We start from the raw sequence: 23168 nt of genomic DNA on the forward strand, positions 1-23168 counted from the left end.
TTGCCTCACGCGTTCAGGAAATCGAGCAGCGCACGGTTGAAGCCGTCGGTGCACTCGATGTTCGAAATGTGCGCGGCGTCGAATTCGACGTGCAGCGCACCGGGAATCGCGGCAGCGAGCGCGCGGCCCTGGTCGGGCGGCGTCGACATGTCCTTCGCGCCGGTCACGACGAGCACCGGCAGCGTGATGCCCTTCACTTCCTCGCGCAGGTCGGCCGCGTTCAGCGCGTCGCAGTTCGCCGCGTAGCCGTCCTTGTCGGTATGCACGAAGGTGTCGCGGATCGCGTCGAACAGGCGCGGCTCGCGTTCGACGAACGCGTCCGTGAACCAGCGCGGCAGCACGGCGTCGGCGAGCGCGGCCATCCCTTCGGCGCGCGCCTTCTGCGCACGCGGCACCCACACTTCCGGCGAGCCGATCTTCGCGGCGGTATTCGACAGCACCGCACGTACGATGCGCGACGGGTGGCGCGCGGCGAGTGCCGCGCCCGTCAGCCCGCCCATCGAGATCCCGCAAAAATGCGCGCAATCGATGCCGACGTGGTCGAGCAGGCCGATCACGTCGCCCGCGAGCTGCTCGATCGTGTACGAACCGGCCGGCGCGTCGGAATGGCCGTGGCCGCGCGTGTCGTAGCGCAGGATGTTGAAGTGCGGCGTGAGCGGACGAATCTGCGGCGCCCACATCTGCAGGTCGGCGCCGAGCGAGTTCGAGAAGACGAGCCACGGCGCGTCGGCGCGCGCGGCACGGTCGATCCGGAATTGCAGTTTCACGCCGTTGACAGTGGCGAAAGGCATCAATGTTCTCCTGGTTGGATCGTGCCCGCATGCAGCGCGAGCACGGCGTCGACGTAGGCCTGCGCCTCGCCGACGTAATGTGCGGGATCGAGCAGCCGCGCGAGTGCGTCGCGCGACAGGTGGGCCGACACGGTCGCATCGGCGGCGAGCACGTCGAACAGCGTCGCGCCGGTGCGAACGGCTTCCTTCGACGCGTGCTCGACGACATGGTGCGCATCGAGCCGGCCGATGCGGTCGCCGAGCGCGAGCATCACGGCTTCGCCGAGAATCAGCCCATGCGTCAGGTCGAGGTTTGCGGCGAGGCGTTCGGTATTGACGTCGAGGCCCGCGACGATCTGGGCGATCTGCGCGAGCGCGCCGCCCGTCAGGCGTGCGAGGTCGGGCAGCGCATCCCATTCGGCCTGCCAGCCGCCGAGCGCGCGCTCGTGTTCCTGCACCATCCCCGCGAACACGGTCGCGACGAGGTTCGGCGCGCGCACCGCAGCGGTCAGCACGGCCGCGCAGCCGACCGGGTTGCGCTTGTGCGGCATCGTCGACGAGCCACCCTTGCCGGCGGCGACCGGTTCGCCGAGCTCGCCGACTTCGGTCTGCATCTGCAGCGACACGTCGCGCGCGATCTTGCCGAGCGTCCCCGTCAGCATGCCGAAGCAGGACGCGGCTTCCGCGATGCGGTCGCGCTGCGTGTGCCACGGCACCGCCGGCACCGCGAGCTTCAGGTCGGCCGCGAGCGCGGCCGTGACGCCCGCCGCCTGCTCGCGCAGGCTCGCGAGCGTGCCGGCCGCACCGCCGAACTGCAGCACCAGCGCACGCTCGCGCAATTCGGCGAAGCGCGCGCGATGGCGCAGCAGCGCATCGAGCCATTGGGCGAATTTCAGGCCGAGCGTGATCGGCAGCGCCTGCTGCAGCCACGTGCGGCCGATCATCGGCGTCGCGCGATGCGTGCGCGCGAGCGCCGCGAGCGACGCGCAGGCTTCGTCGAGCATCGGCTCCAGCACGTCGAGCGTATCGCGCAGCTGCAGCACGGTCGCGGTATCGATGATGTCCTGGCTCGTCGCGCCCCAGTGCACGAACTTCGCGGCCTCGGGGTCGTCGGCCTTCACCTGCGCGGTGAGCTGCTTGACGAGCGGAATCGCGAGATTGCCGCCGAGCGCCGCGCCGTGCGCGAGCGCGTCGGCGTCGAGCCGGCCGGCGTCGCATGCGCGCTCGATCGGCGCGACTGCAGCGGCGGGAATCACCTGCCGCGCGGCGAGCGCGCGCGCGAGCGCGGCCTCGACGTCGAGCATCCGCTGGATCGTCGCGCGGGGCGACCAGATCCGGTTGAGCGGCTCGGTGCCGCAGATGAGGGAGGTCAGGCGGGCGCTGTCTTCGAGCATGGCATCAGATAGGGGAAACGGCGTGCGCCTATTGTCCACCCAAGCGCGCCGGCCTGCGCGCGAGCGCACGCGCCGGCACGCCTGCGGTTCAGGCAGCGGCCTTCTGCGTCGCGTCGATCAGCGGCACGCCGGTCAGCTTCTGCAGTTCGTCGAACGACAGGTCGGTGAAGATCTCGCTCACCGCGAGGCCGTCGGCCGTCACGTCGAGCACCGCGAGATCCGTATAGATGCGGCTCACGCATTGCACGCCGGTGACGGGGTACGAGCACTGCGCGACGATCTTGCTTTCGCCCTGCTTCGTCAGGTGCTCCATCATCACGAACACCTGCTTCGCGCCGATCGCGAGATCCATCGCGCCGCCGACTGCCGGAATCGCGTCGGGCGCGCCCGTATGCCAGTTCGCGAGGTCGCCGGTCGCCGACACCTGGAACGCGCCGAGCACGCAGTAGTCGAGATGGCCGCCGCGCATCATCGCGAACGAATCGGAGTGGTGGAAATACGCGCCGCCGGTGAGCAGCGTCACGTGCTGCTTGCCGGCGTTGATCAGTTCGTCGTCCTCCTCGCCGGGCGCGGGCGCCGGGCCCATGCCGAGCAGGCCGTTCTCGCTGTGCAGGAAGATCTCCTTGCTCGGGTCGAGGTGGTTCGCCACCAGCGTCGGCACACCGATGCCGAGGTTCACGTACGCGCCTTCGGGGATGTCCTGGGCGACGCGCTTGGCCATTTCATCGCGGGTCAGTCGTTTCATGTCGGGTCTCCTCAGGCGGTCAGGCGGCTTGCGATGCAGCGTGTTCGGCGGCCAGCTCGGCCGCATGCGCGGCCTGCGGCACCTCGACGACGCGCTGGACGAAAATGCCCGGCGTCACGATGTGTTCCGGGTTCAACGCGCCGAGCGGCACGACTTCCGACACCTGCACGATCGCGACCTTCGCGGCGCTGGCCATGATCGGCCCGAAGTTGCGCGCGGTCTTGCGATACACGAGGTTGCCCCAGCGATCGCCCTTGTATGCCTTCACGAGCGCGAAATCGGCGTGAATCGGCGTCTCGAACACATACTGCTTGCCGTCGATCACGCGCGTTTCCTTGCCTTCCGCAAGCTTGGTGCCGTAGCCCGTCGGCGTGAAGAAGCCGCCGATGCCGGCGCCCGCCGCGCGGATGCGCTCCGCGAGGTTGCCCTGGGGCACGAGCTCCAGCTCGATCTCGCCCGCGCGGTACAGCCCGTCGAACACCTGCGAATCGCTCTGGCGCGGGAACGAGCAGATGATCTTGCGCACCTGCTTCGCCTTCAGCAGCGCCGCGAGGCCCGTCTCGCCGTTGCCCGCGTTGTTGTTGACGATCGTCAGGTCGCGCGCGCCCTGTTCGATCAGCGCGTCGATCAGCTCGGACGGCATGCCGGCCGTGCCGAAGCCGCCGATCATGATTGTCGCGCCATCGTGGATGTCGGCAACCGCCGACTGAAGCGATTCGAAAATCTTGTTGACCATGTCTCTTCCTGATGCGAACCCGCGGCTCGTGCGCGGCCTGTCGAGGGGACACGCGCGTGCCGCGTGCCACGCCGGAGGCCTTCGTCGACCCTCGGCTTTTGTTCGCTATTCGAACCCAGATTCGATTAGCGAACGATGGGCCGATCATAGAGTCGCGCACAGCGCGTTGTCAAGGCGGGTTCCCTCGGGGGCCGTCGCATCGTCGAACGGCAAGCCGACATAGTTTTCGGCGAGCGACTGCGCGGCGGCGCGCGAGCGCGTCACGTATTTAAGCTCGGCAAACTTCAGGCGATTGACGAACGGCGAGTCATCCGGCGACGAATGCAGCATGTTCGTCATGAAGTACGAGAAGTGCTCGGCGCGCCACACGCGTTCGAGGCAGGTCGCCGAATAGGTGTCGAGCGGCGTCGCGTCGCCCGTCCGGTAGCGTGCGCCGAGCGCGCGGGACAGCGCGCGGACGTCGGCCACCGCGAGGTTCATCCCCTTCGCGCCGGTGGGCGGCACGATGTGCGCGGCGTCGCCGGCGAGGAACAGGCGACCGTGCTGCATCGTCTCCGACACGAAGCTGCGCATCGGCGTCACGCTCTTCTGCGTGATCCGGCCCTCGGTCGGCGTCCAGCCGGTGTCGTTCGAGAAGCGCGTGTGCAGCTCGTCCCAGATCCGCGTGTCGGACCATTCGGCGAGGTCTTCGTCGGGCTTGCACTGCAGGTACAGGCGCGTGACCGTCGGCGAACGCATCGAGAACAGCGCGAAACCGTTGTCGTGGTGCGCGTAGACGAGTTCGTCGAGCGACGGCGCCGCGTCGGCGAGGATGCCGAGCCACGCGAACGGGTAGACGCGCTCGAACGTGTTCAGCCGCTCGGCGGGAATCGTCTGCCGCGCGATGCCGTGGAAGCCGTCGCAGCCGGCGATGTAGTCGCAGTCGATGCGGTCCGCGCGGCCGTCCGCGTGCTTGAACGTGACGAACGGGTGCTCGCTTTCGACGTCGTGCAGCGCGACGTCGCTGACTTCGAAATGCATCTGGTGGCCGTGCTCGACGCCGGCCGCGATCAGGTCGCGCACGACTTCGTGCTGGCTGTAGACGGTAATCGCACGCCCGCCGGTCAGTTCCGACAGGTCGATACGGTGGCGCTGGCCGTGGAACAGCAGCTCGATGCCGTGATGTTCGAGCCCTTCGCGGCGCATCCGGTCGCCGAGGCCGGCTTCGTTCAGCGTGTCGACCGTGCCCTGCTCCAGCACGCCGGCGCGGATGCGGTTCTCGCAGTATTCACGCGAACGCGCTTCGACGAGGATGGAATCGACGCCTTGCAGGCGCAGCAGATGGGAAAGCAGAAGGCCGGACGGACCGGCGCCGATGATCGCGACTTGGGTGCGCATTGTTCGTCTCCAGAACATTAATTCGAATCGTGGAACACATTTGAGCGCTTTCCCGACTATGCGGCAACGCGATTCAGGAGATATGTTGTATACGTTTTGGAGATATCGGCCCGGCGATGGAAACGCTCGATCTGAACCTGATTCCCTACCTCGTCGCGCTCGACGACACGCGCAACGTTAGCCGTGCGGGCGACCTGCTCGGCGTGAGCCAGCCACGCGTGAGTACCGCGCTCGGCCGGCTGCGCGAGTACTTCGGCGATCCGCTGTTCGTGCGCACGTCGCGCGGGATGGAGCCGACGCCGCGCGCGCTCGCGCTGCTGCCGGCCGCCCGCGATGCACTCGCGCAGATCGAGCGCGGCCTCGTCGCGCCGCACGACTTCGACCCGGCCGCGAGCGCGCATACGTTCTCGATCGCGCTGTCGGACGTCGGCGAGATCGTGTTCCTGCCGAAGCTGCTGCAGGCGTTCGCGACGCGCGCGCCGCACGCGAACCTGCGCTCGGTCTCGCTCGCGCACGACGAAGTCGGGCGCGGCCTCGAAGCCGGGTCGATCGATCTCGCGGTCGGCTACTTCCCCGACCTCGACGGCAACAATTTCTTCCAGCAGCGGTTGTTCACGCACCGGTTCGTCTGCCTGATGCGGCGCGGCCATCCGTTCGAGCAGGCAGCGCCGTTCACGGTCGAGCAGTTCCTCGCGTGCGGTCACGCGGTGGTGCGCGCTGAAGGCCGCAGCCAGGAGGTGCTCGAGAAATATCTCGCGAAGCAGCGCATGCAGCGCCGCGCGGTGCTCGAGACGCCGCACTTCATGAGCCTGCCGTTCATCCTGAGCCGCACCGACCTGATCGCGACGGTGCCGCACGCGATCGGCTATGCGTATGCGGCCGAGCACGCGTTCATCGTGCCGGTCGAGCCGCCGCTCGCACTGCCGCGCTTCGACCTGAAGCAGCACTGGCACCGCAAGTACCACAACGATCCGCGCACCGCGTGGCTGCGCAGCGTCGTCGCATCGCTGTTCAACGACGAGCAGGACGAATGGCCGAAGTGACGAAGCACGAGCGGCAGGCCGCACGCACGACCCGCGAAAGCATGAAACAATGGCCGGATATCGGCCGCCGCTGACGGCCTTCGATGGAGCCACTACATGGGTAAAGGAAAGAAAACCGCGCGGCCCGAGCCGGCCGCGTCCCGGCCGAGCCGTGAAGAAGCGGAAGACGCCGTCCGCGTGCTGTTGCGCTGGGCCGGCGACGATCCCGCACGCGAAGGGCTGATCGATACGCCCGCCCGCGTCGTGCGCGCGTACGAGCAGTTCTTCGCCGGCTATGCGCTGGAGCCGCGCGACATCCTCGCGCGCACGTTCAGCGAAGTCGACGGCTACGACGAGATGATCGTGCTGAAGGACATCCGCTTCGAGAGCTACTGCGAGCACCACATGGTGCCGATCATCGGCCGCGCGCACGTCGCGTATCTGCCGAATCATCGCGTGGTCGGCATCTCGAAGCTCGCGCGCCTCGTCGACGCATTCGCGAAGCGCCTGCAGATCCAGGAAAAGATGACCGTGCAGATCGCCGACACGCTGTTCGACGTGCTGCAGCCGAAGGGCGTCGGCGTGATCCTCGAAGCCGCGCACCAGTGCATCTCGACGCGCGGCGTGCACAAGCCGGGCGTCGAGATGGTCACGTCGCGCATGCTCGGCACGTTCCGCACCGATCCGTCGACGCGGCGCGAATTCCTGTCGATCGTCGCCAATCCTTCTTCAGTCAACCTGACGAATACCTGATGGAGCAGACGAAGCAAACGGCGCACGCACCCGTCGTGCTCGTGACCGGCGCCGCGCGCCGGGCCGGGCGCGCGTTCGCCGAGTATTTCGCGAAGCATGGCTATCGCACCGCGGTGCACTACGACCGTTCGGCCGATGCCGCGCAGGCGGCTGCCCGTGCGATCGCCGAGCGCGGGCACGATTCGGCGGCGCTGCAGGCCGACCTGTCGGATGCCGCACAGATCACCGCGCTGATCGACCAGGTGTATGCGCGCTTCGGGCGCCTCGACGTGCTGGTCAACAACGCGTCGGTGTTCTGGCAGGACCATTTCCCGAGCTTCGACCTCGCGGCGTTCGACCAGGCGTGGGCCGTCAACTGCCGCGCGCCGATCCTGCTCACGCGCGCGTTCTACGAACGGGCGCGTGCGGCCGGCACGCAGGGCGTCGTCGTGAACGTGGTCGACCAGAAGATCAAGGAAAACTTTCACCGCGACCATTTCAGCTACACGGTCGCCAAGGCCGCGCTCGGCAACCTCACGCAGATGCTCGCGCTGTCGTCCGCGCCGGTGCTGCGCGTGAATGCCGTGTTCCCCGGGCTGATGCTGCCGAGCGACGACCAGACGCAGGCCGACTTCGAACACGCGAGCCGCGCGTCGACGCCGCTCGCGCGCATCGCCGGCCCCGACGACGTCGCGAGCGCAATCCTGCTGCTGACCGGCAATGCGTACAACGGCGTGGATTTCGTCGTCGATGCGGGGCAGAACCTGATCCGCGTCGACCAGGACGTGCTGTACAAGCACCGCTCGCCGGACGGCAAGCACTGACGCGCACGGCGCGCGCCCGTGCGAACGGGGCGCGCCGCCGCCCGCCGCGTTACGGCTTCTCGGCGCTCCCGCCTTCGCGCACCTTGCCCTGCGCGACGCTCGTGCCCGGCGGCACGCTGTGCGTGAGCCACACGTTGCCCCCGATCACCGAGCCGCGCCCGATCGTCACGCGGCCGAGAATCGTCGCACCCGCGTAGATCACCACGTCGTCCTCGACGATCGGGTGGCGCGCATTGCCCTTGACCAGCGCGCCTTCGCCATCCGCCGGGAAACTCTTCGCACCGAGCGTGACGGCCTGGTACACGCGCACGCGCTCGCCGATGATCGCGGTTTCGCCGATCACGACACCGGTGCCGTGGTCGATGAAGAAGCTCGGGCCGATCTGCGCGCCCGGGTGGATGTCGATGCCGGTGGCCGAGTGGGCGATCTCATTGATGAATCGCGCGAGCAGCGGCACACCGAGCCGGTGCAGCGCATGGGCGAGCCGATGGTGCATCATCGCCAGCACGCCGGGGTAGCAGAGCAGGATCTCGGTGATGTGTTGCGCGGCCGGATCGCCCGCGTACGCGGCCTGGATGTCGCTGACGAGCAGAGCGCGCACCGCCGGCAACTGCCGGCCGAATTCGCGCGCGATCTCGAACGCGCGTTCGTCGAGTTCGGCGAACGGCGTATCGGCATGCTCGGGCAGGAACGGCAGCGCACGGCGAATCTGCTCGGACAGGATGCGCAGCGTGCTTTCGAGCGTGTGGCCGACGTAGTAGTCGACGCTTTCGTCCGTCAGGTCCGGCGCGCCGTAGTGCGTCGGAAACATCGACGCGCGCAGGCCGGTCACAATCTTGCAGATCGCATCGCGCGACGGCAGCTCACGGATGCCGCGCGGATGGCGCGTGCGATGGAGTTCCTCGCGCGACTCGCGCAAGCCGGCGACGATTTCTTCGAGGCCCCACTGACGGGCGGGTGATGTCGACATATGCCAATGCGGGCGGCCGCGCTCGGTCGCACGGCCGCTAATAAAGTGACGGGTTCCACAAGATTACCGCGTTTTTTGCCCGCGGGCGGTACACCGGGGATCGGCCGGACGGCCGGCGCGGCGCGAGCGCGGCGGCGTCACATCGTGACGCTGCTCGCGTCGATCCATCGCACGGCCCAGTCGCGCGCGTGCGCGATCGCGTCGCCTTCGTCGTTGAACTGGAGCTCGATCGGAAAAAAACGGTTCGCAACGAGCTCCCCGTCGCTCGATCGGGAGATCACGACGTAGGGCTTGAACGAACCATCGCTGGCGCGCGCGGGCGCGCAGTTCAACAGATAACCGCGGTGCGTGAAGGCAGTAGTCGCTTGCATGAATCCGCCACCTCTAGTCCCTTGCTTTGTTGTTCACTACCCGTCTTTAAGGGTGCTGCGGCGCCCCCGGCGCGGGCAGAGGCGGCGAGACTGCATCCCCTGTCGCCGCTTCGCAGGAAAAGAATCATACTCTGTAGAAAACGCGTCTTCTAGCTGAAATAAATCATGACAAATCAGTGCGCGTCGCGCGACCGCGGCGATCGCCCGCGCGCCTTTTTCCCGTCGTGCCCGGAACGGGATTTGCTTCGATCCGGAGCGTTTTCGCCTCTAGGAGAGCCGCGATGGAACCATCCGGTCAAACGGGTCGCGTGCATCCGCGCAGCGTCGAGCTCGACAACGACGACACGCACGACAGCACGGTCGACACCGACGGCAAGAATCGCGAGGCGTCGCGCCTCGCCGGCGGCGGGCCGATCTCGCCCGACCAGATCACGCGCAGCAATGCGTCGCTCGTCAATGCGGTGCCGGAAACCGGCGACGGCTTCGCCGGTTTCGACAGCCGACCCGGCGGCAACCATCCGGCGTTCGCGCTGCGCGCGGGCTACATGGTGATCGAGAAAGGCTTCGACGCGCCGGCGCCGGGCGACGCGCTGTTCGGTCCCGTTCACCGGATGTACGGCAGCACGTACTGGCCCGGCCACGGACGGCGGCCGGAACGCATCATCGAGCTGACCGCCGTGCCGAGGTAGCCGGCGCGGCGTTTGAATCGATCGTTCGTTCGCGTGCCGGCACCGGCCGGCGACCGATGCCGATGGATCGGCGCGCGATCGACGACGCTCGAGTGAACGATTTCACGCATCCGCGGCTTTATGCACGCCGCGAATCGTGCCGATGCACATGCGTTGATCGAAGTCATGCCGAAACGGCGCGATTGCGATTGAATGGCGATACGTGCGGTGCATCGATGCGCGTTACCCACGCAACGCGTCACGCCGCTGCCTGCTCATGCGTTCCCGCCACCGATGCGAACAGCGACGATGACCGAGCCACGCACCGCACGTCGCGCGGTGCAGCCACGCGCCCCGACGAGCACCTCACTGCAAAGTCCCTGCCGTTGGTTTACTCTGCCTCGCAGCATCGCGCATTGCCCAGCCTGATCGGCCATCCGGCCGACTTCGTTTCAACTCGCCACTCGGAGACACTATGTACAAGCGTATTCTGGTTGCCGTCGACGGCAGCGACACGTCCCGTCACGCGTTCGATGCCGCGCTGGCGCTCGCGAAAGCGCACGGCGCCGAGCTGCAGCCGTTCTACGTCGTCGAGAACGCCGCGATCTACTACAACGTGCCCGGCTACGATCCGTCCGTGCTGCGCGATCAGCTCGTCGCGCAGGGCAACGAACTCGCGCAGGATTTCACGAAGCGGATGCAGGCCGCCGGCGTGAAAGGCGAAACGCGGCTGAACGAAGCGACGTCGATCAACGATGTGTCGTCGCTGATCCTCGACGGCGCGAAGGCGTTCGGCGCCGATCTGCTCGTGCTCGGCACGCACGGCCGCCGCGGGTTCCGCCGCCTCGTGCTCGGCAGCATCGCCGAGCAATGCGTGCGGCACGCCACGCTGCCCGTGCTGCTGATTCCGGCGGCCGCGAACGTCGACGAACCCGCCGCCTGACGGCATCCGGCATGCGCCGCCGGTCGCGACGTTTTGTCACCCGACAGCGGCAACTTGCGGTGGGACAATGATTCCGTCGATTCAACGCCGGAGTAAACGATCATGCTGACGCCCGTCGCCACACGTCCCGCCGCCACGCCTCATGCCGGTAGCTGGGCGCCTCGCCAGGCCGCGCACTGCTCGTCATGCGCAATGCGGCACCTGTGCATGCCGCAGGGCCTGGCACCCGAAGCACTCAGCCGCCTCGAGTCGGTCATCTGCGCGGCTCGCCCCGTCAAGCGCGGCGAAGCGCTGTTCCGCGAAGGCGACGCATTCGACAACCTGTACGCCGTGCGCTCGGGTTCGCTGAAAACCGTCGCGACGCGCCATGACGGCCGCGAACAGGTCACGGGCCTGCATCTCGCCGGTGAAGCGCTCGGCCTCGACGGCATCTGCGACGATACCCACCCGCGCACCGCAGTCGCGCTGGAAGACAGCTCCGTCTGCGTGATCCCGTACAGCGCGCTGAAAACCTTGTGCTCCGAAGCCGGCTCGATGCAGTTGCGCATGCACAAGCTGATGAGCGAACAGATCGTGCGCGAAACGTCGCAAACGATGCTGCTCGGTTCGCTGAATGCCGAGGAGCGCGTCGCCGCTTTCCTGCTCGACGTGTCGTCGCGCTACCTGAAGCGCGGTTACTCGCCCTCGGAATTCAACCTGCGGATGACGCGCGAAGACATCGGCAGCTATCTCGGCATGACGCTCGAAACGGTCAGCCGCACGCTGTCGAAGTTCCAGAAGCGTGGCCTGATCGAAATGCAGGGCCGCCACGTGCAGATCGTCGACTTCGACGGCCTGCAGCACGTCTGATCCCGCGCGGCGCGCACGGCTCGCGCGCCGCCTGCATCGCACCCCGAATCAATCGAGAAACAGCGCAGCGCGCGCCTTCAGCGCCGCGCTGAAGTCGTCGAGCCAGCCGATCGACAGACGCCAGCTCTGCCAGTAGAGATCGATGTCGACGGTCCGCCCGCGCGACATGTCCACCAGTTCGCCCGCCGCCAGTTGGCGATCGACCATCCGGTCCGGGCACATCCCCCATCCCAATCCCGTTTCGCATGCGCGCAGGTAGCCTGCGACGTGCGGTATCCAGTGCTGCGGCGGATCGAGATCCGCGCGTGTCACGCGCCGGATGAAACGCGCCTGCAGCCCGTCCTTCGGATTGAACATCACGCACGGCGCGCGGCGCAGCGCGTCGCGCGTGATGCCCGCACCGAAATAGCGTTCGTAAAACACCGGCGAGCACACCGCGCGATAGCGGATGCGCCCGAGCCGCTCGGAGCGGCATCCCTGGATCGGTTCGGCCTGCGCGGTCACGGCGCCCTGCACGCTGCCGTCGCGAATGCGCGACGCCGTGTAATCCTGGTCGTCGATCACGAGGTCGAGCAACGTCTCGCGCTCCGTGCAGAACGGCCCGACCGCGTCGATGAACCACGTCGCGACGCTGTCGTCGTTGACGGCCACGCGCAACGTCGGCCACGCGCTCGCGATCTGGCCCGGCAGCGCCGGCATCCGGCCGCCCAGTTCGGCTTCGAGCAACTGCACGCGCTCGGTATGCCGGCACAGCAGCGCACCCGACGTTGTCGCGACGCACGGCTGCCCGCGCTTGACGAGCACGCTGCCGACGCGCTCCTCCAGCAGCTTCACGCGCTGCGACACGGCCGACGGCGTGACATTCAGCTCCTTGGCCGCCCGCTCGAACGAACCGTGCCGGATCACGGCCGCGAGGGCATCGAGCAACGCGTAGTCGAGCATTAGATTTCCTTAATCCGCATTAGGTGAATTAGCTTCTCTTATTTTCATGCTGACCGCAGACTAGCGCTACCCGATTCATTCGTCTACTGCTTCCACCGCTGCCCATCATCATGAACTGGCTCGCTTTTTCCCACGGCGCCGCCCTGTGCGGTTCGCTCATCGTCACCATCGGCGCGCAGAACGCGTTCGTCCTCCGCCAAGGCATCATGCGCGCGCATGTCGGCAAGATCGTGCTGCTGTGCGCGGTGTCCGACATGATCCTGATCGGCGCGGGCGTCGGTGGCGCGTCGGTGCTCGTCGAACGCTATCCGACCTTCGTTCATGCGGTGCTGTACGTCGGCCTCGCGTATCTCGCCTGGTTCGGCATCAACGCGCTGCGCCGCGCGTTCAAGCCGGGTCACGCAACGCTCGACGTGCGCGGCGACGCGGTCGCGCCGCCATCGCAAGGCGCACTCTCGATCGTGCTGATGACGCTTGCGTTCACATGGCTCAATCCGCACGTGTATCTCGACACGTTCCTGCTGATCGGCACGGCCGGCGCACGCGAGCCGGAAGGCGCGCGGCTCGCGTTCGCGATCGGCGCGATGACCGTCAGCGTCGTGTGGTTCCTCGGGCTCGGTTACGGCGCGCGACTGCTGGCGCCGTGGTTCCGCAAGGCCGTCGCGTGGCGCGTGCTGGATGGCGCGATCGGCAGCATGGTGCTGTTTCTCGCGGCTGTACAGTTGCGCTGACCGACTCCCTCTCGCACGGGCGGCCGACTGCCGCCCGCGTCCCCTTCCGCGCCGGCGCAACGCCGGGCAGGCCGCCGCTCCTCTTCGCGCTCCCCGCTGCATAAAATCGCACCCGATCGAACGCAGCCATACGAAACACTCACGTAACGGACGAAGCGTCCGCCATCTGCTGCTAGTCACGCGTCATCGCGGCCACGCGCCGGCTGCACGAACCGAAGCGATCGGCGAGAATGTCCTGTGTCCCGCGACAACGGCGGATGCGCACCGCGCACCGCGCACCGCACCGTCCCGCCGCATTCGCATCGCCCCATCCCGCAGTTCAATCCCGTTACCCGCAGTTATCGGAGAGGAACATGGCACATCGCACACTCGGCACATCGACCATCCAGGTTTCGCCGCTCGCGTTCGGCGGCAACGTCTTCGGCTGGACCGTCGACGAGAACGCGTCGTTTTCGCTGCTCGACGCACTCGCCGACACCGGCATCAACTTCATCGACACGGCCGACGTCTATTCGGCCTGGGTACCCGGCAACAGCGGCGGCGAATCGGAAACGATCATCGGCAAGTGGCTCAAGCGCTCCGGCAAGCGCGAGCAGGTCGTGATCGCGACCAAGGTCGGCCTGCTGGGCGCACGCGCGGGGCTGACGAAGGACAACATCCTGAAGGCCGTCGACGAGTCGCTCGGCCGCCTGCAGACCGACTACATCGACCTGTATTTCTCGCACCGCGATCTCGCCGACACGGCCCCGCTCGAAGAAACGCTCGGTGCGTATCAGACGCTGATCGAAGCCGGCAAGGTGCGCATCATCGGCGCGTCGAACTACAGCGGTGCGCGCCTGCGCGAAGCCGCCGCCATCAGCCAGCGCGACGGGCTGCCCGCGTACCAGGTCATCCAGCCCGAGTACAACCTGGTCGACCGCGCCGGCTACGAGCGCGATCTCGAGCCGGTCGTGCGCGACCTGAAGCTCGGCGTCGTCAACTACTACGCGCTCGCGAGCGGCTTCCTGTCGGGCAAGTACCGCAGCGAGGCCGACCTGAAGAAGAGCGTGCGCGGCGACCGCGTCGCCGGCTATCTCAACGAACGCGGGCTGCGCATCCTCGCGGCACTCGACGCCGTGTCGGCGAAGCACCACACGCAGCCGGCCGCGATCGCGCTCGCGTGGCAGATCGCGCGGCCGACGATCACCGCGCCGATCGCCAGCGCGACGTCGCTCGCGCAGCTCGAGCTGCTCGGCGAAGCGATCCGCATTCAGCTCGATCAGGACGACATTCGCCAGATCGACGAGGCCAGCGCGACTTGACAATCGCAGCGGCGGCAGCAGGGCGGTCGGTGGAGTCGCGCAATCCGCGCGGTTTCGCGACCGGCCTGTGTCATAGGTGCTTCGGTTTCGCCGTGTGTGCGGAGGCGGAAAGTTCGGAAATGACGGATGGATACAATGCGAGCATCCTTCGCGCCCGATCCCACCCACGCACACGACCGCCGATGACCCGAATCACGCGCCGCGCCCGATTCTCCCGCCTGTTCTCCGCAACGATTGCCGCACTGCTCGCCTGCGCGCCGGCCGCGTCCTTCGCTGGCTGGTACGAAATCGCGAACTACACCGGCACGATCGGCAATGCCCCCGTTCACGTGTCGCTGCAGACCTACGACGCAATCAACCGCAACGACGCGGGCCGCTGACGCGTCGACGGCAACTATTACTACGACGCGCATCGCAAGCCGATCCCGTTGCGGGGCCATCGCGAGCCCGACGGCCGCATGACGCTGTGCGAAGCCTCATCGCCCGCATCGAACGCCGATTCGCCGGTCGTGCCGGCTGCATCGCCAGCACGGCCGAAGCCTTGCCCGATTGCACTGACGGTCGTCGGTAAAACGGCAACCGGCACCTGGGACGACGGCCGCAACACGCTCCCGATCACGCTGAACGAAGTCGGGCGACTGAACGACAACGACCAGGGTCACTTCCAGCTCGACGGCACCGTCGATATTCCGATGTGGTACCGCACGAAGACGCACATGCTGGTCGGCACCTATGCGCTATCCGACAAGTGCGGTATCGCGATGCAGTCGCTGCGCGCCGTGAACATCGCGACAGGCCGCGTCGATCGCACGATCACGCTGGGTTGCGACGCGGGGATGGTGATGACGGCGATCTACGCGAACGTCGCCGACGCACGGCGGGCCGGCTACGTGAGCGTCGAGTCCGTGACGGCAAGATGGGTTACGAGCAGGACGTGTCGCTCGGGCCGCCATCGTCTTCGTCCAAGTAAACACGTATCGCCTATCCGAAAATCGCGCCGAAGTTTTGACTCGCACGGCCGCTTTCGTTGACTCGGCCGGACATCGATCGCGCGTCCGCCCGCAGCGCCCCGTGGCAAGCGCGTCACACGCCGGCCCCGGGTCTTTCACGGATTGACCGCGCCATTCGACGTGCCCGAGACTGCGCCGCTCAGGCGGCCATTGGGAGAACGTCATGCCGGACACCAGCACGGAGATCGCCACGGTCTCGACGCGCGCCGTACGCGGCGCCGAGCGCGTCGAGTTCTGGGTCGACCATGTCGCGCGCACGCTCGTTCGTATCGAATGCAGCGGCAAGTCGTCCGAAGGGATCGACGCATCGATGCGCAAGCGCGATCTCGGGCTATTCAGCGCATGCGACATCGTCGCGAACCGGCACGCGGTCGTACGCACGCCGCACAACATTCACGCGGACCAGCGCGACGCCGTGTTCATCTGCCTGATGCACGAGGGGCGCGGCTATACGTTCCAGGACGTCGACTGCATGCAGCACGCGCCGGGCGACCTCGTGCTGTACGACACGTCGATGCCGTACGGTCATGGCTTTCCGGCCGACATGGCGATGACCGTGCTCGACGTGCCGCGCGACGTGTTCGAAGCGCGCGTCGGCCCGTGGCGCTACCGCAGCCTCGTCAAGATCGATCGCGACGACGGCGTGACGTCGTGGGCCGTGCGGCAGGTGTACGCACTGCTCGCCGCGCCGCAGGAACCGACGCCCGACGCGCGCGAACGGCGCGCCGCCGCGATCCTCGATCTCGTGCAGTCGATGCTGCGGCTGCGTGACGGCGATGCGTCGCCGACGAAGTCGACAGTCCACACACTGTCGCGCGCGAAAGCGTTCATCGACAGCCATCTCGCCGACGACGATCTCGACAGCCAGTCGGTGAGCCGCGCGATCAACCTGTCGCCGCGCCAGCTCGCGCGCGTGTTCGAGATCGAGGGGATGCCGCTCACGCGCTACATCCTCGCGCGGCGGCTCGAACGCTGCCGCGCCGACTTGCGCGACCGGTCGCTCAAGCACCTGACAGTCAGCGAAATCGCGTTCCGCTGGGGCTTCAACAACAGTGCGCACTTCAGCCGCAGCTATCGCGCGCGGTTCGGCGAGACGCCAAGCGACACGCGCGTGCCGGCCGACACGCGCTAGGGCCTGTTCGCACCGCCATCCGTCGCCGTGTCCCGGCGAGACAAGCACGGCGTCCGTCCCGGTCAAAAGGGGCCGCAACCCGCTCGCTAAGCTGGCTTCCTGTGCGGCGGCACTCGTTTCGCCGCCCGACAGCAAGGAGGAGAAGCGGGATGGAGACGTACGACCATATCGTCGTCGGTGGCGGTTCGGCCGGCTGTACGGTCGCACATCGGCTGGTGAAAGCCGGCAGGCGTGTACTGCTGCTCGAGGACGGTCCGAAGGACGACAGCCTGTTCGTCCGGATTCCGGCGACGTTCATCCGGGTGCTCGGCACGCAGCGCACGGTCACGTTCGAGAGCGAGCCGCAGCCCGGTGCGGCGGGCCGCAAGACCTACGTGCCGCAGGGCCGCACGCTCGGCGGCGGCAGTTCGGTCAACGCGATGCTGTACGTGCGCGGCACGCGCGACGACTATGACGACTGGGCCGCGCTCGGCTGCACGGGCTGGGGCTGGGACGACGTGCTGCCGGTGTTCAAGCGCGCCGAATCGCACCTGCGGCTGTCCGAGCCGTTCCACGGCACCGACGGGCCGTTGAAGGTCGGCGACACGCGCTTCCGGCATCCGCTGAGCCTCGCGTTCGTGAAGGCCGCGCAGGAAGCCGGCATCGCGTACAACGACGACTTCAACGGCGCCGCGCAGCACGGCGTCGGCTTCTATCACACGACGATCTTCGACGGGCAGCGCGGCAGCACCGCAGCCACCTATCTGGCCGACGCGATTGCCCATCCGAACCTGCGCGTGCTGACCGGCTGCCGCGTGACGCGCATCCGGTTCGACGGGCGGCGTGCAACGGGCGTCGACTGGCGCAGCGAAAGCGGCGCAACGGGGTCGGCCGCCGCGCGCGGTGACGTCGTGCTCGCGGCCGGCGCGCTGAGCACGCCGAAGCTGCTGATGCTGTCGGGCATCGGGCCGGGCGCGCACCTGCATGCGCACGGCATCGACGTGCTGCACGACAGCCGTGAAGTCGGCGCGAACTACCAGGACCATCTCGAGGTATCGATCTACGGCCGCAGCCACGCGCCGGTCAGCCTGCTCGGTGAGGATCGCGGGCTGAAGGCGCTGCGGCACGGGCTGCAGTGGATGCTGTGCCGCACGGGCCTGCTGACGTCGAACGTCGTCGAATCGGGCGCGTTCGTCGATACAACGGGCAGCGGCCGCCCGGACATCCAGTTCCACGTGCTGCCGACGCTCGTCGGCGACGTCGATCGCGCGCCGCTGCCCGGCCACGGCCTGTCGATCAACCCGTGCCTGCTCAGGCCGCGCTCACGCGGCTCCGTGCAACTGCGCGGCAAGGATCCGGCCGCGCCGATCCTGTTCGACAGCGGCGCGCTGTCCGATCCGGCCGACGTCGACGGCCTCGTGCGCGGCGTCGCGCTCGCGCGGCAGATCATCCGCGCGCCATCGCTCGCGCGCATCGTCCGCGAAGCGGAGACGTTGACCGACGCGACACTCGCCGATTACGTGCGGCACCGCGCGAAAACCGTCTATCACCCGGCCGGCACGTGCCGCATGGGCAACGATGCGGAAGCAGTCGTCACGCCGCGCCTCGACGTGCAAGGCGTCGACGGATTGCGGATCTGCGACGCATCGGTAATGCCGCGCATCGTGTCCGGCAACACGAACGCGCCGACGATCATGATCGCGGAGCGCTGCGCGGAGTTCATGCTGGCGGAGTGACGCGGCGCACGTATTACGGCCTGGCGCGCCATGGAAACGAAAACGGCGCGTGACACACGCGCCGCCGAACCATCGGAAAACCTGCGTCAGCTCCCGCCCACACGCGCCGCATCGCGCAGCGCCATCGGCGACGCACCGTAGCGCTCACGAATCGCGCGGCTGAAGTGCGCCTGGCTCGAGAACCCCCAGCGAAACGCGATCTCGCCGATGCTCGTCTTGCGCAGCCGCGCATCGGTCAGCTCGCGATGCGCATGCGACAGCCGCTCCGACCAGATGTGCTGCGTGATCGACTCGCCTTCGGCCGCGAAGAGCCGGCCCAGATGCCGCAGCGACAGCCCGACCGCATTGGCGACGGCCTGCGGCGCGAGCTCCGGCTCGCCGAGATGCGTCGCAATGTACTGCTTCGCGGTCAGCAGGTACGACAGCGACGCGCGCGACGCACCCGCGCCGTTCACTTCCGTGTCGATGAGTTCCGCGATCAGCGTGCGCGTGTGTTCGGCAAACCGCGCGGCGTCGCGCTCGACCGGATCCTTCATGAACCGCTCGACGCTCGCGCGCAACGTCGCGCCGAGCATCGCGCCCGCGCCCGGCTTCGGCGCGATCCGCAGCGGCAGCGCAGCCAGCTCCGCATCGAGCCGGTCGTCGAACGACGTGACCGGAATGTCGATCAGCAGCTGCCGCATCGGCGTCAGGAATCCGAACAGATAAGGCACGCGCGTGTCGTAGACGACCACATCGCCGGCCTCCGCGAGCAGGCACCGGTCGCGCTGGATGAAATACGCGCGCCCGCTCACGATCTGGCACGCAAACAGCGACTCCTTCGGCAGCTGGCGCACCAGTGCGGGGCCGCGTTCGATCACGTGATCCTGGCCGCTGATGTCGGCGATGCCGAGGCCCGGCAGCGCGATGTCGGTCTTCTCGACCTCGAGCCCGGCCGGCGACAGCGACGAGCAGCGCAGCCCGACCAGCGTCGCCGCATTGAACGCATCCCAGTACGCCATCCTGTCGCGCGCCGGCACGTCGGCCGTCGAGCCTCGCGTGCATGAAAGAACGGTCGAATTCGTCACGTCACCTCCTGCGGGCGCCTGTCGTGCGGAGCGGCACGGATTGGGGGATGGTTCATCTGGATTTTGGTGCGGTGCAATGTCCGGCGCGGTCAAGCAATTCGTCCAGCCCAGTCAAGAGCGGCGCCCACCGGCTGGCTAAAGTCGAGCCCACGACAACCCACACAAGGAGACAAGCCGTGGTCGACAAAGCCGTATCCGAATTCTGGCAAGACATCCCGGCGATTGCCAATCCGTTCAAGCCCGATGCGCTGCCCGAAGCGTACATCCCGAACGCGGCCACCGACGACGAGCGCTATTACGTTCCGTTCACCGAAACGGTTTCGTCTCGACCGCTGTGGATCTCGCCGTCGCAGAACAAGTGGTGCGACATCCTGATGGCGAAGGAAGCCGGGCTCGTGAACCGGCACTATCACCCGCACGAGGTGTTCGCGTACACGCTGTCGGGAAAATGGGGCTACCTGGAGCATGAATGGACCGCGACGCGCGGCGATTTCGTGTACGAGACGCCCGGCGAAGGCCACACGCTGGTCGCGTTCGATCATCCCGAGCCGATGCGCGCGTTCTTCATCGTCAAGGGGCCGCTGATCTGGCTCGACGAAGCAGGCAACCCCGACGGCTACTTCGACGTGCACTCGTACATCGCGATGTGCAAGGCGCATTACGAGAAGGTCGGCCTCGGCGCGCAAGCGATCGAGAAGCTGTTCCGCTGACGCACGGCGAGGCCTCCCATGACATCCCCCTCCTCATCCGGATCCGCCTGGACGTACGAGAACAGGCTGCTGCTGATCCTGTTCATGACGTTCGGCTTCGTGTTCTTCGACCGCCTCGCGCTGTCGTTCCTGTTCCCGTTCATGTCGGCCGAGCTGCACCTGACGAACACGCAGCTCGGCATGGTGTCGTCCGCGCTCGCGCTCACGTGGGCGCTGTCGGGTGCTGCGACCGGCGCATGGTCCGATGCGCGCGGCACGCGCAAGCCGCTGCTGATCGCGGCCGTGCTCGGGTTTTCCGTGTGCTCGGCATTGTCCGGGCTCGTCGGCGGCTTCGCGAGCCTGATCGCATTCCGCGCGCTGATGGGCATCGCCGAAGGCCCCGTGCTGCCGCTGTCGCAATCGCTGATGGTCGAAAGCTCGACACCGAGCCGTCGCGGATTGAACATGGGCCTGCTGCAAGGCTCGGCCGCCGGCCTGCTCGGCGCGATGATCGGGCCGCCGGTCGTGATCGGCATCGCGACCACGTACGGCTGGCGCGAGGCGTTCTACGTCTCGTGCATCCCGGGCTTTCTGATCGCGTTCTGCATCTGGCGCTGGGTGCGCGAAGTGCCGCCCGGCGGCGTGCGGCACGCGCAGGCCGATACCGCCGCGGTACCGGCCGCAAGCGGCGGCGCCGAGGTCAACCGCTGGGCGCTGCTGAAGGAACGCAACATCCTGCTGTGCGTGCTGATCAGTTGCTTCTTCCTCACGTGGTTCGTCGTGATCATCTCGTTCGCGCCGGTGTTCCTCGTGGAAAGCCGTCACCTGTCGCCGTCCGGCATGGGCGTCGTGATGACCTGCCTCGGTGCCGCGTGGGTGTTCTGGGGCTTCGCGGTGCCGGCGATCTCCGACCGGATCGGCCGCAAGCCGACGATGATCGTGTTCGCGCTGATCGCGGCCGCGTGCCCGGTCGTGCTGATCCACGTCGGCTCGGTCTGGGCACTCGGCGCGCTCGTGTTCGCCACCTACACGGGACTCGGCTGCTTCACGCTGTTCATGGCGACGATCCCGGCCGAAACCGTGCCGCCGCGCGCGATCGCCAGCGCGCTCGGGCTGATCATGGGCGCGGGCGAGCTGATCGGCGGCTTCGTCGCGCCGACCGTCGCCGGCTTCGCGGCCGACAAGTACGGCCTGCAGTTCGCGATGTGGACGTCGACCGCCGGCGCGATCCTCGCGTGCGTGCTGTCGTTCGGCCTCGTCGAAACCGCGCCCGCCGTGCTGCGCAAGCGCGCGCTCGCCGGTGCTGCCGCCGGCCGCCTCGATACGCAAAACCTCGGAGGACGCTGACATGCGGGCACTTCAATGGCATGGCCCGCGCGACGTCCGTCTTGTCGAAATCGACACGCCGCGCGTCGGCCCCGGCGACGTGCGCATCGCCGTCGCGTATTGCGGGATCTGCGGCAGCGACCTGCATGAATATGCGGACGGCCCGCATGCGATTCCGGTCGACACGCCGCACCCGCTGTCGCGCCGCACCGCTCCGCTGACGCTCGGCCACGAATTCTGCGGCACCGTCGTCGAAGTCGGCGAAGGCGTGACGGCGCTGCGCGCGGGCGACCGCGTCGCGGTCGAGCCCGAATACCGCTGCAGCCAGTGCGCATACTGCCGCGCCGGGTCGTACAACCTGTGCGTGTCGATGGGCTTCGCCGGGCTGATGGGCGACGGCGGGATGGCCGACTTCGCGGTCGTGCCGGCCTACATGCTGCATCGCCTGCCCGACGGCGTAAGCCTCGAACAGGCCGCGGTGATGGAGCCGGCCGCCGTCGCGCTGCACGCGCTGCGGCGCGGCGAACTGCGGCTCGGCGAGACCTGTGCGGTGTTCGGGCTCGGCCCGATCGGTCTACTGCTGATCATGCTCGCGAAACTGCAGGGCGCGACGACGATCGTAGCGGTCGACGTATCACCCGAACGGCTCGCGGCGGCCACGCGTTTCGGCGCGACGCACGCGTTCGACGCGCGCGGGCTCGATGCGTCCACGTTGCAGGACGCAATTCGCGCGGCCACGGGCGGGCTCGGCGTCGATACGAGCTTCGAAGCGGCCGGATTGCAGGCCACGTTCGAATCGGCGATGCGGGCACTGCGCAAGGGCGGCCGCCTCGTGATGGTCGGCCTGATGCCGCATGCGGGCTTCGATGCGTTTCGCGCGGTCAACGACGAGCTGACGTTCACGGCGAGCGTCGGCTACCGGCATGCCTACGAAGACCTGCTGCGGATCGTCGCGTCGGGCGCGCTCGACCTCACGTCGATCGTCACGCGCACCGTGTCGCTTGAAGACGCCGTCGCCGACGGCTTCGACGCGCTGCTCGCCGACCGCACGCAGATCAAGATCCTCGTTTCACCCGCGCAGCGGCCGGCCCGTCGCGCACCAACCACCGGGAGTGTCGAGCATGAGTCGTCAGTGGGCGTTTGAACGCAAGTCCGTCGTCGTGACGGGCGGCACGTCGGGCATCGGCGCGCGCACCGCGCTGCGGTTCGCGGAAGCGGGCGCGTCGGTCGTCGCGCTCGGGCTCGACGCCGCCGGCCCACACGCGCCCGTACATGCGGGCATCCGCTGCGTGGAGCTCGACGTGACCGACAGCGACGCGCTGACGCGCACGATCGCGGCGCTGCCGCGGCTCGACGTGCTCGTCAACGGCGTCGGCATCAGCCGGCACGCGGACGAATACCGGATGGACCAGTTCGAGCTCGTGCTGAACGTGAACCTGACGTCGGTGATGCGCGCGTCCGATGCCGCACGGCCGGCGCTGTCGGCACACGGCGGCAGCATCGTCAATGTCGCGTCGATGTACACGTACTTCGGCAGCAAGGACCGGCCCGCCTACAGCGCGAGCAAGGGCGGCATCGCGCAGCTCACGCGCTCGCTCGCACAGGCATGGGCCGATCGCGGCATCCGCGTGAACGCGGTCGCGCCCGGCTGGATCGACACGCCGCTCAGTACCGGGCTGATGGCCGACGCGCTGGCGTCGCGCCGCATCCTCGATCGCACGCCGCTCGGGCGCTGGGGCTCGGCCGACGAGGTCGCGGACGTGATCCTGTTCCTGTGCTCGCCCGGCGCGTCGTTCGTGACGGGCGCGGTCGTGCCGGTGGACGGCGGGTACTCGACGGTCTAGCCCACGGCGC

At 67.9% G+C, this 23168-nt stretch carries 25 protein-coding genes; 16 read left to right on the forward strand and 9 right to left on the reverse strand.

Annotation, left to right across the window (positions count from 1 at the left end; all coding sequences use genetic code 11):
* Positions 1-5: 5 nt before the first annotated feature.
* The 5 genes from pcaD to pobA form a co-directional block, all read right to left on the reverse strand.
* Positions 6-791 (reverse strand): 3-oxoadipate enol-lactonase, encoded by a 786-nt coding sequence (gene pcaD / locus DIE03_RS35400; RefSeq protein ID WP_124456742.1) that lies wholly within the window; start codon positions 789-791, stop codon positions 6-8.
* Positions 791-2164, reverse strand: coding sequence for a 3-carboxy-cis,cis-muconate cycloisomerase (locus DIE03_RS35405; RefSeq protein ID WP_124456743.1), 1374 nt, complete (start codon positions 2162-2164; stop codon positions 791-793). Before DIE03_RS35405 ends, pcaD begins: the two co-directional genes overlap by 1 nt.
* An 88-nt stretch (positions 2165-2252) precedes the next feature.
* A complete protein-coding gene (locus DIE03_RS35410; RefSeq protein WP_124456744.1) occupies positions 2253-2909 on the reverse strand; it encodes a CoA transferase subunit B in 657 nt (218 codons plus the stop codon).
* A 19-nt stretch (positions 2910-2928) separates the two neighbouring features.
* Positions 2929-3645 (reverse strand): 3-oxoacid CoA-transferase subunit A, encoded by a 717-nt coding sequence (locus DIE03_RS35415; protein ID WP_124456745.1) that lies wholly within the window; start codon positions 3643-3645, stop codon positions 2929-2931.
* Positions 3646-3789: 144 nt separating this feature from the next.
* Positions 3790-5022, reverse strand: a complete 1233-nt coding sequence (gene pobA / locus DIE03_RS35420; protein WP_124456746.1) for a 4-hydroxybenzoate 3-monooxygenase — start codon at positions 5020-5022, stop codon at positions 3790-3792.
* A 116-nt stretch (positions 5023-5138) separates the two neighbouring features.
* Between pobA and DIE03_RS35425 the strand changes: the two genes are divergently transcribed.
* The 3 genes from DIE03_RS35425 to DIE03_RS35435 all read left to right on the forward strand — a co-directional run bounded on the left by DIE03_RS35425 (position 5139) and on the right by DIE03_RS35435 (position 7600).
* Positions 5139-6065, forward strand: a complete 927-nt coding sequence (locus tag DIE03_RS35425) for a LysR family transcriptional regulator (protein WP_124456747.1) — start codon at positions 5139-5141, stop codon at positions 6063-6065.
* Between the two features lie 96 nt (positions 6066-6161).
* Positions 6162-6797 carry a GTP cyclohydrolase I FolE gene (gene folE / locus DIE03_RS35430; protein ID WP_124456748.1) on the forward strand — a complete coding sequence of 212 codons (636 nt, stop codon included), beginning with the start codon at positions 6162-6164 and terminating at the stop codon, positions 6795-6797.
* Positions 6797-7600: an SDR family oxidoreductase gene (locus DIE03_RS35435; RefSeq protein WP_124456749.1), complete on the forward strand. Its 804-nt coding sequence runs from the start codon at positions 6797-6799 to the stop codon at positions 7598-7600. Before folE ends, DIE03_RS35435 begins: the two co-directional genes overlap by 1 nt.
* Before the next feature lie 49 nt (positions 7601-7649).
* On the opposite strand, the gene epsC is transcribed toward DIE03_RS35435, so the two are convergent.
* Entirely contained in the window at positions 7650-8570 is a 921-nt protein-coding gene (gene epsC / locus DIE03_RS35440) for a serine O-acetyltransferase EpsC (RefSeq protein WP_124456750.1), read from the reverse strand.
* Positions 8571-8707: 137 nt separating this feature from the next.
* Complete coding sequence (locus DIE03_RS35445) at positions 8708-8941, reverse strand: hypothetical protein (protein ID WP_034189753.1); 234 nt, start codon at positions 8939-8941, stop codon at positions 8708-8710.
* Between the two features lie 281 nt (positions 8942-9222).
* Between DIE03_RS35445 and DIE03_RS35450 the strand changes: the two genes are divergently transcribed.
* From DIE03_RS35450 to fnr, 3 genes are all read left to right on the forward strand, one after another.
* A complete protein-coding gene (locus DIE03_RS35450) occupies positions 9223-9630 on the forward strand; it encodes a DUF3005 domain-containing protein (protein ID WP_124456751.1) in 408 nt (135 codons plus the stop codon).
* Positions 9631-10084: 454 nt separating this feature from the next.
* On the forward strand, positions 10085-10552 hold the full coding sequence (locus DIE03_RS35455; RefSeq protein WP_124456752.1) for a universal stress protein: 468 nt from the start codon (positions 10085-10087) through the stop codon (positions 10550-10552).
* 102 nt (positions 10553-10654) lie between these two features.
* Positions 10655-11401 (forward strand): fumarate/nitrate reduction transcriptional regulator Fnr, encoded by a 747-nt coding sequence (gene fnr / locus DIE03_RS35460; RefSeq protein WP_124456753.1) that lies wholly within the window; start codon positions 10655-10657, stop codon positions 11399-11401.
* Positions 11402-11449: 48 nt separating this feature from the next.
* On the opposite strand, the gene DIE03_RS35465 is transcribed toward fnr, so the two are convergent.
* A complete protein-coding gene (locus DIE03_RS35465) occupies positions 11450-12343 on the reverse strand; it encodes a LysR family transcriptional regulator ArgP (protein WP_085038216.1) in 894 nt (297 codons plus the stop codon).
* Positions 12344-12453: 110 nt separating this feature from the next.
* Here DIE03_RS35465 and DIE03_RS35470 point away from each other — a divergent pair, with 110 nt between their 5' ends.
* The 6 genes from DIE03_RS35470 to DIE03_RS35490 all read left to right on the forward strand — a co-directional run bounded on the left by DIE03_RS35470 (position 12454) and on the right by DIE03_RS35490 (position 18232).
* Positions 12454-13074 (forward strand): LysE/ArgO family amino acid transporter, encoded by a 621-nt coding sequence (locus DIE03_RS35470; RefSeq protein ID WP_124456754.1) that lies wholly within the window; start codon positions 12454-12456, stop codon positions 13072-13074.
* Between the two features lie 353 nt (positions 13075-13427).
* Positions 13428-14375 (forward strand): aldo/keto reductase, encoded by a 948-nt coding sequence (locus DIE03_RS35475; RefSeq protein ID WP_124456755.1) that lies wholly within the window; start codon positions 13428-13430, stop codon positions 14373-14375.
* 182 nt (positions 14376-14557) lie between these two features.
* Positions 14558-14755 (forward strand): hypothetical protein, encoded by a 198-nt coding sequence (locus DIE03_RS38920; protein WP_260435001.1) that lies wholly within the window; start codon positions 14558-14560, stop codon positions 14753-14755.
* A 78-nt stretch (positions 14756-14833) separates the two neighbouring features.
* Complete coding sequence (locus DIE03_RS38925) at positions 14834-15406, forward strand: hypothetical protein (RefSeq protein WP_260435002.1); 573 nt, start codon at positions 14834-14836, stop codon at positions 15404-15406.
* A 142-nt stretch (positions 15407-15548) separates the two neighbouring features.
* On the forward strand, positions 15549-16517 hold the full coding sequence (locus tag DIE03_RS35485; RefSeq protein WP_124456756.1) for a helix-turn-helix domain-containing protein: 969 nt from the start codon (positions 15549-15551) through the stop codon (positions 16515-16517).
* A 149-nt stretch (positions 16518-16666) separates the two neighbouring features.
* On the forward strand, positions 16667-18232 hold the full coding sequence (locus tag DIE03_RS35490) for a GMC family oxidoreductase (protein WP_124456757.1): 1566 nt from the start codon (positions 16667-16669) through the stop codon (positions 18230-18232).
* A gap of 86 nt (positions 18233-18318) precedes the next feature.
* On the opposite strand, the gene DIE03_RS35495 is transcribed toward DIE03_RS35490, so the two are convergent.
* Positions 18319-19299, reverse strand: a complete 981-nt coding sequence (locus DIE03_RS35495; RefSeq protein WP_124456758.1) for a helix-turn-helix domain-containing protein — start codon at positions 19297-19299, stop codon at positions 18319-18321.
* Positions 19300-19475: 176 nt separating this feature from the next.
* Between DIE03_RS35495 and DIE03_RS35500 the strand changes: the two genes are divergently transcribed.
* From DIE03_RS35500 to DIE03_RS35515, 4 genes are read left to right on the forward strand one after another with little or no spacing between them, the layout of a single operon-like run.
* On the forward strand, positions 19476-20009 hold the full coding sequence (locus DIE03_RS35500; RefSeq protein WP_124456759.1) for a 2,4'-dihydroxyacetophenone dioxygenase family protein: 534 nt from the start codon (positions 19476-19478) through the stop codon (positions 20007-20009).
* A gap of 18 nt (positions 20010-20027) precedes the next feature.
* Positions 20028-21335 (forward strand): MFS transporter, encoded by a 1308-nt coding sequence (locus DIE03_RS35505; RefSeq protein ID WP_124456760.1) that lies wholly within the window; start codon positions 20028-20030, stop codon positions 21333-21335.
* Between the two features lies 1 nt (position 21336).
* A complete protein-coding gene (locus DIE03_RS35510) occupies positions 21337-22458 on the forward strand; it encodes a 2,3-butanediol dehydrogenase (protein WP_124456761.1) in 1122 nt (373 codons plus the stop codon).
* Positions 22436-23158: an SDR family NAD(P)-dependent oxidoreductase gene (locus DIE03_RS35515; RefSeq protein WP_124456762.1), complete on the forward strand. Its 723-nt coding sequence runs from the start codon at positions 22436-22438 to the stop codon at positions 23156-23158. The genes DIE03_RS35510 and DIE03_RS35515 overlap by 23 nt, the downstream gene beginning before the upstream one ends.
* Positions 23159-23168 lie beyond the last annotated feature (10 nt).

It is taken from the genome of Burkholderia sp. Bp8992, assembly GCF_003853705.1.
Taxonomy (GTDB): domain Bacteria; phylum Pseudomonadota; class Gammaproteobacteria; order Burkholderiales; family Burkholderiaceae; genus Burkholderia.

Coding starts and splice junctions, on each gene's coding strand:
- pcaD (WP_124456742.1), bottom strand. CDS start 791: ATGCCTTTCGCCACTGTCAACGGCGTGAAACTGCAATTCCGGATCGAC.
- DIE03_RS35405 (WP_124456743.1), bottom strand. CDS start 2,164: ATGCTCGAAGACAGCGCCCGCCTGACCTCCCTCATCTGCGGCACCGAG.
- DIE03_RS35410 (WP_124456744.1), bottom strand. CDS start 2,909: ATGAAACGACTGACCCGCGATGAAATGGCCAAGCGCGTCGCCCAGGAC.
- DIE03_RS35415 (WP_124456745.1), bottom strand. CDS start 3,645: ATGGTCAACAAGATTTTCGAATCGCTTCAGTCGGCGGTTGCCGACATC.
- pobA (WP_124456746.1), bottom strand. CDS start 5,022: ATGCGCACCCAAGTCGCGATCATCGGCGCCGGTCCGTCCGGCCTTCTG.
- DIE03_RS35425 (WP_124456747.1), top strand. CDS start 5,139: ATGGAAACGCTCGATCTGAACCTGATTCCCTACCTCGTCGCGCTCGAC.
- folE (WP_124456748.1), top strand. CDS start 6,162: ATGGGTAAAGGAAAGAAAACCGCGCGGCCCGAGCCGGCCGCGTCCCGG.
- DIE03_RS35435 (WP_124456749.1), top strand. CDS start 6,797: ATGGAGCAGACGAAGCAAACGGCGCACGCACCCGTCGTGCTCGTGACC.
- epsC (WP_124456750.1), bottom strand. CDS start 8,570: ATGTCGACATCACCCGCCCGTCAGTGGGGCCTCGAAGAAATCGTCGCC.
- DIE03_RS35445 (WP_034189753.1), bottom strand. CDS start 8,941: ATGCAAGCGACTACTGCCTTCACGCACCGCGGTTATCTGTTGAACTGC.
- DIE03_RS35450 (WP_124456751.1), top strand. CDS start 9,223: ATGGAACCATCCGGTCAAACGGGTCGCGTGCATCCGCGCAGCGTCGAG.
- DIE03_RS35455 (WP_124456752.1), top strand. CDS start 10,085: ATGTACAAGCGTATTCTGGTTGCCGTCGACGGCAGCGACACGTCCCGT.
- fnr (WP_124456753.1), top strand. CDS start 10,655: ATGCTGACGCCCGTCGCCACACGTCCCGCCGCCACGCCTCATGCCGGT.
- DIE03_RS35465 (WP_085038216.1), bottom strand. CDS start 12,343: ATGCTCGACTACGCGTTGCTCGATGCCCTCGCGGCCGTGATCCGGCAC.
- DIE03_RS35470 (WP_124456754.1), top strand. CDS start 12,454: ATGAACTGGCTCGCTTTTTCCCACGGCGCCGCCCTGTGCGGTTCGCTC.
- DIE03_RS35475 (WP_124456755.1), top strand. CDS start 13,428: ATGGCACATCGCACACTCGGCACATCGACCATCCAGGTTTCGCCGCTC.
- DIE03_RS38920 (WP_260435001.1), top strand. CDS start 14,558: ATGACCCGAATCACGCGCCGCGCCCGATTCTCCCGCCTGTTCTCCGCA.
- DIE03_RS38925 (WP_260435002.1), top strand. CDS start 14,834: ATGACGCTGTGCGAAGCCTCATCGCCCGCATCGAACGCCGATTCGCCG.
- DIE03_RS35485 (WP_124456756.1), top strand. CDS start 15,549: ATGCCGGACACCAGCACGGAGATCGCCACGGTCTCGACGCGCGCCGTA.
- DIE03_RS35490 (WP_124456757.1), top strand. CDS start 16,667: ATGGAGACGTACGACCATATCGTCGTCGGTGGCGGTTCGGCCGGCTGT.
- DIE03_RS35505 (WP_124456760.1), top strand. CDS start 20,028: ATGACATCCCCCTCCTCATCCGGATCCGCCTGGACGTACGAGAACAGG.
- DIE03_RS35510 (WP_124456761.1), top strand. CDS start 21,337: ATGCGGGCACTTCAATGGCATGGCCCGCGCGACGTCCGTCTTGTCGAA.
- DIE03_RS35515 (WP_124456762.1), top strand. CDS start 22,436: ATGAGTCGTCAGTGGGCGTTTGAACGCAAGTCCGTCGTCGTGACGGGC.